Source organism: Streptomyces sp. NPDC004838, assembly GCF_053600955.1.
The window spans coordinates 1-9,812 of record NZ_JBSGAW010000066.1; the positions used below are offsets into that span (position 1 = coordinate 1).

General features: G+C 68.9%; 10 protein-coding genes. 5 read left to right on the forward strand and 5 right to left on the reverse strand.

All coding sequences use genetic code 11. From position 1 onward, the window contains the following. Window positions 1–774 (forward strand): transposase (locus ACWEFL_RS35850; protein ID WP_451721257.1); only part of this gene is annotated, 774 nt, incomplete at its 5' end. A gap of 77 nt (window positions 775–851) precedes the next feature. Here the strand turns inward: ACWEFL_RS35850 and ACWEFL_RS35855 are convergent. From ACWEFL_RS35855 to ACWEFL_RS35865, 3 genes are all read right to left on the reverse strand, one after another. Then, the gene (locus ACWEFL_RS35855; protein WP_451721259.1) at window positions 852–3,032 is read right to left on the reverse strand and encodes a DNRLRE domain-containing protein; all 2,181 of its coding nucleotides are present in this window, start codon (window positions 3,030–3,032) and stop codon (window positions 852–854) included. 421 nt (window positions 3,033–3,453) lie between these two features. After that, the gene (locus tag ACWEFL_RS35860) at window positions 3,454–4,134 is read right to left on the reverse strand and encodes a hypothetical protein (protein WP_451721261.1); all 681 of its coding nucleotides are present in this window, start codon (window positions 4,132–4,134) and stop codon (window positions 3,454–3,456) included. A 283-nt stretch (window positions 4,135–4,417) separates the two neighbouring features. Continuing rightward, a complete protein-coding gene (locus ACWEFL_RS35865) occupies window positions 4,418–4,864 on the reverse strand; it encodes a hypothetical protein (RefSeq protein ID WP_451721263.1) in 447 nt (148 codons plus the stop codon). 78 nt (window positions 4,865–4,942) lie between these two features. Here ACWEFL_RS35865 and ACWEFL_RS35870 point away from each other — a divergent pair, with 78 nt between their 5' ends. The 3 genes from ACWEFL_RS35870 (at window position 4,943) to ACWEFL_RS35880 (ending at window position 7,627) form a co-directional block, all read left to right on the forward strand. Next, window positions 4,943–5,491, forward strand: a complete 549-nt coding sequence (locus ACWEFL_RS35870; protein ID WP_451721265.1) for a hypothetical protein — start codon at window positions 4,943–4,945, stop codon at window positions 5,489–5,491. 924 nt (window positions 5,492–6,415) lie between these two features. Beyond that, the gene (locus tag ACWEFL_RS35875) at window positions 6,416–7,384 is read left to right on the forward strand and encodes a linear amide C-N hydrolase (RefSeq protein ID WP_451721267.1); all 969 of its coding nucleotides are present in this window, start codon (window positions 6,416–6,418) and stop codon (window positions 7,382–7,384) included. A 72-nt stretch (window positions 7,385–7,456) separates the two neighbouring features. Continuing rightward, window positions 7,457–7,627: a hypothetical protein gene (locus ACWEFL_RS35880; RefSeq protein WP_451721269.1), complete on the forward strand. Its 171-nt coding sequence runs from the start codon at window positions 7,457–7,459 to the stop codon at window positions 7,625–7,627. Between the two features lie 115 nt (window positions 7,628–7,742). Here ACWEFL_RS35880 and ACWEFL_RS35885 read toward each other — a convergent pair whose 3' ends face one another. After that, complete coding sequence (locus ACWEFL_RS35885) at window positions 7,743–8,120, reverse strand: fic family toxin-antitoxin system, toxin component (RefSeq protein ID WP_451721271.1); 378 nt, start codon at window positions 8,118–8,120, stop codon at window positions 7,743–7,745. Window positions 8,121–8,249: 129 nt separating this feature from the next. After that, complete coding sequence (locus ACWEFL_RS35890) at window positions 8,250–8,915, reverse strand: GIY-YIG nuclease family protein (protein WP_451721273.1); 666 nt, start codon at window positions 8,913–8,915, stop codon at window positions 8,250–8,252. A gap of 37 nt (window positions 8,916–8,952) precedes the next feature. Here ACWEFL_RS35890 and ACWEFL_RS35895 point away from each other — a divergent pair, with 37 nt between their 5' ends. After that, complete coding sequence (locus tag ACWEFL_RS35895) at window positions 8,953–9,258, forward strand: hypothetical protein (protein WP_451721275.1); 306 nt, start codon at window positions 8,953–8,955, stop codon at window positions 9,256–9,258. Window positions 9,259–9,812: the final 554 nt, after the last annotated feature.

Here is a 9,812-nt window from a genome sequence, read left to right on the forward strand (position 1 = left end):
ACCGGCATCAAACTCTCCGCAGTCGCCTCCGACATCATGGGCGTCTCCGGCCGCGCCATGCTCGAAGCACTCGTCCACGGCGAGGCCGACCCGCGGGTCCTCGCGGAACTGGCCAAACGCAGGCTCCGCAGCAAGATCCCCGAACTCACCGAGGCTCTGACCGGCCGCTTCCGCGCCCACCACGCGTTCCTGACCCGGCTGCACCTGGACCACTACGACCAGCTCACCGACGCGATCGCGCAGCTGGACGCACGGATCGAGGAGGCGATGGCCCCTTTTCGTCCCGCGCTCGATCTCCTGGACACCATCCCCGGAATCAACCAGGCGACCGCCGAGGTGATCATCGCGGAGACCGGCGGTGACATGACCCGGTTCGCCTCGGCCAAGCACCTCGCCTCCTGGGCCGGGGTCTGCCCCGGCCACCACGAGTCCGCCGGCCGTACCAAGAGCACCAAGGTCCGCCCCGGCAACCCGTATCTCAAAGGTGCCCTCGGTCTGGCCGCCTTCGGCGCCGCAAGAACCAAGGACACCTACCTCCAGGCCCGCTACAAGCGACTCGCCGCCCGCCGCGGCCCGCTCAAGGCACTGGTCGCCGTCGAGCACTCGATCATCACCGCGATCTGGCACATGCTCACCGACCACGTCCCCTACCACGAGCTCGGCGGCACCTACTTCGCCCAGCGCGACCCCGAACGCGCCGCCCGACGCGCGATCAACGCGCTCAACCAGCTCGGCTACACCGTCACGCTCAACCCCGTCGAGACCGCAGCCTGACCGACAGCACCGGACACCCGGCAGCCACCAACGGCCACCGGGCACCCCACCCTGCCCACACCCGCCCAGACCTGCCTCTATTTACGCGTCAGAGCAGCCGGCTTGCCGCTCGGAGCGGGCAACGGCCAGCCGGAGACAGCGCTGCCGTCCGATGCCTTGCGTACATCGGCGGCCGGCACGTCTTTCCAGGTGTCAGTCTCGCCACGACGGTACCGGTAGGTGACCCCGGTGAAGGCGGCCTGCCCCTCCGCCGACATTGTCACCCGGCGTGCCGGGCGGTCGCCCTGGCCTGGAGTCAGGAGCGCGGCGCCGGATCCGGCATAGAACGTGTGCGAAGTCTCGGCCGAGAGGTTGCCGGCCCCGTCACGCGTACGGGCCTTCACCGTGTGCTTGCCCGCCGGGAACGACAGTGTCCTGCTGACTGCAATGCCAGTGGTGGCCGCCGGCACCCAAGCCTCGACGTCGAGCCGGTACTCGACCGTCTTCACGTCACTGGCTGGCGGCGTGAAGGTGAAGGAGCCGGAGAAGCCGCCGTTCGCGTCGGGAGTGCCGGACCAGGTGTTCTCCGGGAAGTCGTCGGAGGATATCTGTGTGACAGCGGGTGCGGTTGTGTCGATGGTGAAGGTCTGCCAGGGCGACCAGGTTCCGTTCCATCCGGTGCCGTCGTAGACGGCGGCCCGCCATTTGTAGGAGCCCGGGGCCAGGGCCGTCGTCGGCGTCCACGGAGCGTTCACGCCCGAGGCCGTGTAAGCGGACTTGCCGGTCTGCAGGACGGCGGTGCCGCTGGGCGTCCATATCTCGTAGGGCAGCTGGACGGTGTTGCCGTCTCCGTCCGTGGCCTTGCCGGTCAGCGTGGGCGTGGTGTCGTTCGTCGCTGTTCCGGACAGCGGGGACACCGGCTTCGCCGCGCCCGGCTTCGTGTTGTAGGTCACCGACATGTACGGGGTGTTCGAGGCGGCGTTGCCGGAGTTGAACTTCTTCCAGGCGTATTCGTCCGTCTCGTTGGTGGCGCGGATTCCGAGCGTGTTGCTGCTGTTGCCGTTGGCGGCCCAGGCGGCGGCCAGGGTGGTGACGTCCGCGTTCACCCAACCGTCGGCGCAGCCGGTTCCGTAGCCTTTGGTCTGGGTCGAGGTGGCCCGCTTGCTGCCCCAGCCTGGCTGCGCGGTCCAGCGTGTCGCGGTGGAGGCGACTCCGGTGTCCCACGCCTCCCAGCTGCGGGCTGAGCACGACCACGAATGGAAGTTCCACAGATTGAGCTTCGCGCCCAGGATCTGCTTGCCCGTGATCTTCGCCATGGGGAAGGCCAGGAACGAACGGGCGACCTGCCCGGACCCGTTGTTGCCGAGTTTCAGTTCCGTCGCGGCGGACTGGTCGGTGGTGTAGCCCTGCTGGACGAAGGCGTCGAAACCGGCGCCGATGTTGACCGCCGGGTCCACGGTGACCGGGAACACGGTTGCCGGGTCGGCGAGGAAGGCCGCGTCCGGGGTCAGCGTCAGGTCCACGCTGTCACCGCGCTGAGCGACCGCGAGCCCGACATCGGCACGCCGCAGACGGTCACCGGAGCGGGCGTCCACGGTCGCGTCCCACATCACCGGCGCGGGCAGCACACCCACCTGCCTGCCGGAAGCCTTGTCCAGGAACGTGACCGACCGGTCCTCGTTCGCACGGGCCGTCAGACCCTTGGTGTCCAGGGTCATGGTCACGGATCCGGCCGTGCCGAGGGCGGTACGGCCCTTCAGCTCCAGGAACTGCTCGAACCCGGTACGCGTCGACTCCACGACCAGGTCCGTCGCCGGCAGGACGTTGCCGTAGCGGGCCGTCGTCCCGGAGAGGGCCGGTTCCGGCAGCGTCCCGCGCCAGGACAGCGTCACCTCCCGGTTCTCACCCGCCTCCAGCGTCACCAGCGGCACCGGCGATGTCTGCGGCTCCCCCGGCTGGCCTGACGCCTTCACCTTCGCCGCTGCGGCGGCCGGGGTTTTCCCCGCCAGTGCCAGGTCCAGCGGATGGGCCTTGGCGACCGCACCGCCCTGAGAGCTCTTCACCAGATCGATGTCGATGTCACGCCACGGGCCTTTCGTACCGTCACGGAAGCGGACCGGACCCGACGCCGCGTCCAGCGTCACACTCCCGTCCGGGTTCGCCCACGTCGTCGCCGACTCGGTCCGCTCCGACAGAGCCTCCACCCGCTGGCCCGACAAGCGGGCCGTGACCTGCGCCGACGCCAGATCCGCCGCCTCCGTCGCCGGTTTGGGCTGCACAGAGGAGGCGCGGCCGGTGCCGGGACGCGGTGCGCAGCAGGCCAGGCACATCCGGGCAGAAAACGCAGCTCACCCCGCGCCACGACAGCCCGGAGGTCCAACCTGAAGGCAGGAAGCACGGGGGGCGGCAATGCGGTCGGCCCCGGGGAGGAGGACGCTCAGGCCGACACCGGCCCGCGACCCCGTCCACGCGCTCGCGGGAACGGGAGCGGAAGCGGAAGCGAGTCGATGGCCTTGATGCTCAGTAGGTGTTTTTGATCCCTGGCCGTGAGCTGCGCATACCTGGATGATCTGGGGTGTGGGGGCTGGCGGGACGGCTCGGCGGTACTGCCGGGAGTGTGGTGATCCGCTGCCGCAGACGATGGCGGCGGAGGCGGTGTTGCAGGGCTCGCTGCGGGGACGGTGCGACGCCCTGCTGCTCTCATGTGTCCAGCAGCCATGATGCCCGTTGTCCGTCCACGCCTCCACGCCATCCTGCGAGTGGCACCGTGATGTCCGAGCGTGGCGCGCCGCGTAGCCCGCGGGATGCGGTGCGCCTCTCGGCGGTGGGGACGAACCGGTCCCACATCGGCGGCAGGGCTGGGCTGGGAAGCACCCCGATCTCGGCAAGTCCGATGAGGATGCCGTACCGCTGGTACTTGTCAGTACCAGGCACGATCTTCGCCCGCGCGACCTCCTTCTCCAGCTCGCTCGGTGTCATACCCGTCGGCGCTGAGCGGATGAGACTGAGCAACGCGCGCATCCGTTCGCGATCGTCCTCTTCCGGCCGGGGCAGCCCTTCCGTTGCGGCGGCTTCCAGGTCCGGCAGATAGTGCTCCGGCATCTCGTTCCACGCCCAGCCGAGCGCGAGACGCAGCAGCCTGTGTGTGACGTCGACCTCGGACACCGGCTTCAAACCGCAATCAGGGAAACCGTCTTCGTCTCGCGGAGCCGTGCTGAGGAAGCGCGCCCATCCGTAGGAGATCACCGTCTGCCGCCCGCGCGGGGCGGACCCCAACCCGGCGACGAACGCCGGGAGCACCGTATCCTCATTCAGCACCGCGGCCGCTGCGACGGCACGCTCGACGATCTCAGGCGCAGCCCACTGTTCGCGCTCATGCACCGGCCACCCCTCGCGATGAGCTGCCGCAACGTCTGCGGGATCGTCGGATGGCGCAGCTCCCTTGACCGTTCCGGCCCGAGTGAAGCGGTACCCGTAGCAGCGCATCAACGGCCCCAGGGCCATTTCCCCGGGCACTCGTCGTGACGTGACACTCATACAGATCAAGTCTACTGCTCGGATTTCCTCCACAGCGGGACTGCGACCCACCCGACCACGGCCCGGCTGGCGAACATCGCCAGCCGGGCCGTGGTCGCTCAAGACCGTCAGGAAGAAAAACACCTACTCATCGTCGGCCAGACCGGGCAGCTCCTGGTCGATCTCCGCGCCGATCCGGGCGCGGCAGGCGCGGCGGGGTCACGTTGCCGCAGTTCTCGCACCCGGTGCCGGTATCCAGCCGGATCCCGTCGTCGCACCGGGCGTCCGAGCAGGACGGCCACTGCACCAAACCCCGCCGGATCAGCCACCCGTACGGGCCGGTCACCAGGGCCTCGCCCCCGGTCTCCTCCAGGCGGTCGCTCAGCCGGTCGGCCAGCAGCCGCGGCCCACCACCCGGCAGTGCCAACAGCCCCTCCAGGCGGGCCGGCTCCGTCTTCGCGGCCGCCTCCACCTGGTCCTGCCGCCAGCCGGACAGCTGCTCCCACAGCCAGGAGACCGGCCCCGGGGCGACCCGCAGACCAAGATCAGCCGGAAGGGCCACCCTCCCCCGCTGCTGCGCTTTTTCCCAGTCCAAGACCTGACGGTGGTGGACTACGGCGTACGGTGGCGCGAGGCTCCGCTAACGGGCCTCCAAGGGGACGGGGAAAACGCCATGGGTATGAACAAGGCGGCCAGGACCGAGTGGTGGGAGAATCTGCCGGCCGGGATCCGCGACGAGATCGACGGATACGTCCTCCAGGACTCCCTGCTCATGGCGGTGAAGGCCATCACCGAAATCGGCCTCGTTCCCCATGGCATAGGGGTCGGTACCGCTCGTCTGATCGCCAACGACCGTTACCTCCACTACGGGGACCGGATTGCCCGCAAACCGGAGAGCCCCCTTGATCTGGAGTCGCTGGCCTATCGGGCGGCCGGATGCGGGGGCCGCATCGTGGCGATCGAGGCGATCTGGGACGGTGACACCGTCCACGACTGGTTTGTGCAACTGCTGGCCATTACCGCCGACCCGGCGGGAGAAGCTCAGATGGCCACCGTCTATTGGTCGACAGCTCAGCAGTGCCTCGGCGAGCAAGAGGAGCGCCACCCCGTAGCGGTAGCTGCCGAGCGGGCTGGTCGTGCCCTTGCTGAGCACCTCTCAGTTCCCTTCCACTTCGCCAGCCCGGACACACCCGATGATGAGGCCCCGCGCTGGCAGCCCTGAGCGATGAGGGGGCGCTGTCGTCCTGTCCCCCGCCCGCCTGCATGTGACGCGTCGGTACAAGTGCGCTTTCGAGCACGCGAGTTGCGCTGAGTCGACGCTCAGCGACGGCAAACGGCTCCGTCACACCGTCTCGGCACTGATGACGATGTCAACGGCTCGAGCCCATCCCTGCGCGTCGTCGACCGACACCCTGACCCGCCGGCCCGGCCTGCCGAGCAAGGAAGTAGTGAACCGGCTCTCACCGACGACGTCCCCACGACGAGTCGGCCATCGCTCAGCAGAAGATGTCCGTCGAACACCGTGGTCAGACTTTCCAGATCCCGTCCCTGGCCATCCGAGTCACCGTGATCTTTGAAGATCCGTACCTTGACCAGCACGGTCTGGGCCTGCACGCGCACGATGAGGTGGGTGTCGCAGGCAGCAGCGGGCTCGCTGTTGAGAGCCAGTGTCGTGGGGATCCACTCGGTCGGACCAACGGCCATCACCGGGTGATTCACGTACAGGTCGATACCTGCTACCTGCATCGTGCGACTCCTCTGTCATCCGTGACGTCCCCGGAGGATAGGACCCCGCACAGACAGCGCCATGAGGCAGGTGACCGACGGGCGTCGTTCTGACACTCGCTCACCAGTCTCGGCCTGCGGTCAGCTCCTCTGCATCCGCGTCCGTAGACCCGTATGCCGACGCGACAGACCAGAACCCCTCAGCGACCACTCGCTGATGTCCCGGCAGTGCACCGCCGGGATCGGCATCCACTCGCCTGCGGCTACACAGGCTCCATGAACCGCCGACTTGTATGGGGGTAGCGGGAGACCGACCCAGGTCGAGCCGTTCATGGACCGCGAGGGCCTCAAGCCGCTGGCTGAACGCGTGAACCGGCGTGTTCAGTGAATATTTCGTGGCGGAACAAGCACGATGTGGGACATGTGTACACGATTCCTGTGGTCATCGGAAGGCAGCCCCGGTGAGGGCAACGTGCTCGTCGGCCGGAGCATGGACTGGGCTGAGGACACCGCGACGGTTCTGGCGGTGCGCCCGCGCGGCGTGACCCGCGAGAGCGCCCCGAACACGCCCGGCGATCCCAAGCCCTTCACCTGGACCTCGGCCTACGGCAGCGTCGTCGCGCTCATGTACGGCAAGGCCGTGGTCGACGGCGTCAACGAGGCGGGGCTCCAGGTCAGCGGGCTCTACCTCTCCGAGTCGGACTACGGGCAGCGGGACGGCGACCGTCCCGGGCTGGAGCTCTACTGGGCGATCCAGTGCCTGCTCGACCGGTTCGACACCGTCGGCGCGGCCGCCGAGTGGTTCGAGAACGACAACGTGCAGCTCATCGAGATGAACCTCGGCGGGCAGCCGGGGACCGGCCACATCGCGATCGCGGACCCGAGCGGCGACTCGGCCGTCATCGAGTTCATCGACGGCAAGACCCACATCCACCACGGCCCCCAGTACAGGGTGATGGCGAACTCGCCCGTGTACGAGAAGCAGTTGGTACTGCAGCAGCAGTACCCGGCGCACGGCGGTACCCAGCCGCTGCCCGGAGGCGTCGAGTCGCCGGACCGCTTCGCACGCGCCGCCTACTTCTCCGCGATGCTTCCGAACACGTCGGACACGCGCGAGGCCACGGCATACGCGTTCAGTGTGATCCGCAACGCCTCCGCCCCGTTCGGCACCCCGGACGAGACCCGACCGGAAGTCTCGATCACCCGCTGGCGGGCCGTCACCGACCTGACAGAGCGGCGGTACTTCTTCGAGTCCACCACAAGCCCGAACGTGGTGTGGATCGAACTGTCACAGCTGGACTTCGCCCCGGGCAGCCCGGAACTGCTGCTCGACCTGGTGACCGATCCCGACCGCGTCGGCAATGTGACCGGCGAGTTCGTGGCGGTGTAGCGGACGACCGTCGGGGGCGGACGGGCTGAACCCCCGTCCATCCCCGACGGAGTGGCGGAACAATGCGCGCAGATGGCGATGCTCCAGATCTTCGTGCACGCGGCCACCGTCATCCCTCTGACCTCCACAGGGGTCACCGCGGAGGAGCGAGAGGCGCGTCGGCGCAACGCTTACTCCATGGCCGCGATCGAGGAACTGCCCCATCTCGTACGGGAGGCCGGGGCCGATGTCCTGTCACCGTGAGGTGATCGATGCGATCACCTGGAAGGTCCGGACGGGATCGCAGAGGATCCATCTGCCCGATTCGTGTCTTACCGCGGCGGGGCCGCCTCGGTGCGGGGCGGGCCGCCGAGTCGTTTCAGGTGGCGGTGGGCCAGGTCCGCAGCAGAGCGGCGATCTTCCCGGCGGTGCACGCCTGGTCCAGGAGCAGGTCCTTGAGGGCGAGGGCGTCCGCGCGGGCGGGCTTGACGGTGATCCCGGCGGCCTCGAGGTACATGACGCCGGTCGCGGCGGCCACGGCCAGGTTGGAGCGCTCCAGCCAGCGGCACCGGCCCAGCGTGTGCACCAGGGCGGCGGCCTTGGCGTAGGGGCCGTCGTAGACGGGCTGTTCGAACAGTTCGGCCCGGTGACGGGCGACCGCCGAGACCGGGACGCCGTAGTCGTCGGGGGCCGGATCGTTCACGCCGGCGGCCTCGGCGGCCTGCAGGATCCAGGGGACGTCGATGTGCAGGTCCATCAGGCCGCGCGCGCTCCCCCAGGCGTCTGCTGGGCTTCTTCGGCTTCGTCGAAGAGCGCCGGGAGGCCCGGTCCAGTCCGGCGGCGGTGCCGTTCGCGGCACCGCCCTCGGCCGTGTCAACCACTCATCTCAGAACAGAGGGAGTTGGTCGCGGCCAGCCTTGTTGGCCGGTGGCCGTCGCCGGGAAGCAGCAGAGCCTGAACGGACACTCCAGCGCTCGGGCCGCAGGATGGTCCGCCCGGGTACGGGCGTCTGCGTTCCGGCGAGGCGTTCGATGGTGGCCTCGACGATCGCGGCGAGCGTGGTAGGGGCGACGAGGTCCGCGTCGAATGTCTCGGTCCAGCCGTTCGGCATGGTTTCCCAATTGAGGTAGGGGCCGTGGCCGGCCTCACGCAGGTGCTGGAGGACGGCTTGCTCGATGGCGTGCGCCTCGACGCCGGTGGCGAAGTGCCAGTCCCGGGCGAGTACCCAGCCGGATCGGCGGTGGTGGTCGACCCGTTCGTTGCGGCCTGCGGTGCCGCCGATTCTGATCTTGACCGCGTTGTGCTGGTGGTGCTGCATGACGTAGACGCGGGCGGGGGCGGTGAGGTCGAAGCCGTGGCTGGCGCAGAACCGGCAGCCGCCGCCGGTGCGGATCTTCATGAGCGTCGGCGAGACCTCGCTGCCGCAGGTCGTGCAGCGACACCGCCACGGAGTCGTCGAGGTGACGTACGGCTCCAGGGGCTCCAGTCCGGCCGCGCGCATGTCGGCGGCCGCGACCTCGGGGTCGGTCTTCCTGGCCTCGGCCGCTCTCACGTCGGCGCAGTGCCGACAGCCCCCTTGATCTGCCAGGATGCTCCCGAGGGACGGTGAGGTCTCGCCGCCGCATCCGGTACACCGGCAGCGCCATGCCTGCTGGCGGCGGCCGGACCGGATCGCTGCCACCAACCTCATCACCCACGGCATCGACCCCGCCCAATCCGACGCCGTCGTCACCCCCCACGCCACCGACGCCCACGGCATCGACCTCATCACCCGCACCCCCGACGGCCGCGCCACCGCCTTCCAGATCAAGAGCCACCGGCAACGGCCCGGTCCTCCCCCGGCACTGCCAGGCGCCCACGCCCCAGACCCTTCACTCCCCGCGACCGTCGCCTGACCACCACAACGACGAGCAGCAGCCGGCCGAACGCACCAGCCTCAAGCGGTTCCGGCCGGCTCCCCGCGCCGCTGCTCCTCGCCCGCAAGTCGTGCACATCGGCGCCGGAAGCACCACGCCCGGGAAGCCGCAGAACTCATCGATGCGCTGGCACAGGCCGCAGAACCACCGCAATCACCCGGCTTCCCGAGACAGGCCCGACAGACGACGTCTCCATCAGCAGCAGCCACCACGTGGGAGCACTGTCCAAGACGCTGCGGGTCTCAGGAAGAGCGAGGACAGCAGGGCCACCATCCGGCGCAGCGAGTACGGCAGGCAGGGAGCCTCTGCACGCCTGCCTCCAACGCGCAGACAACCCACTCCCCTGGCCTGCAGCCGTGCTTCCCTTCAGTAGTCGACCACAGGCACGACCCAGCCAGATGCGACCCCGACCAGCACAAACCTGACTCTCCGCACCACGTGTCGGTGGCGGTTGAATTCTGACCCGTTTCGGGCGGTCGAACTTTGACCCACTGGGTCTGTTTGCTGGTGTTCAGTCGGTGTCGTGTGTGGCG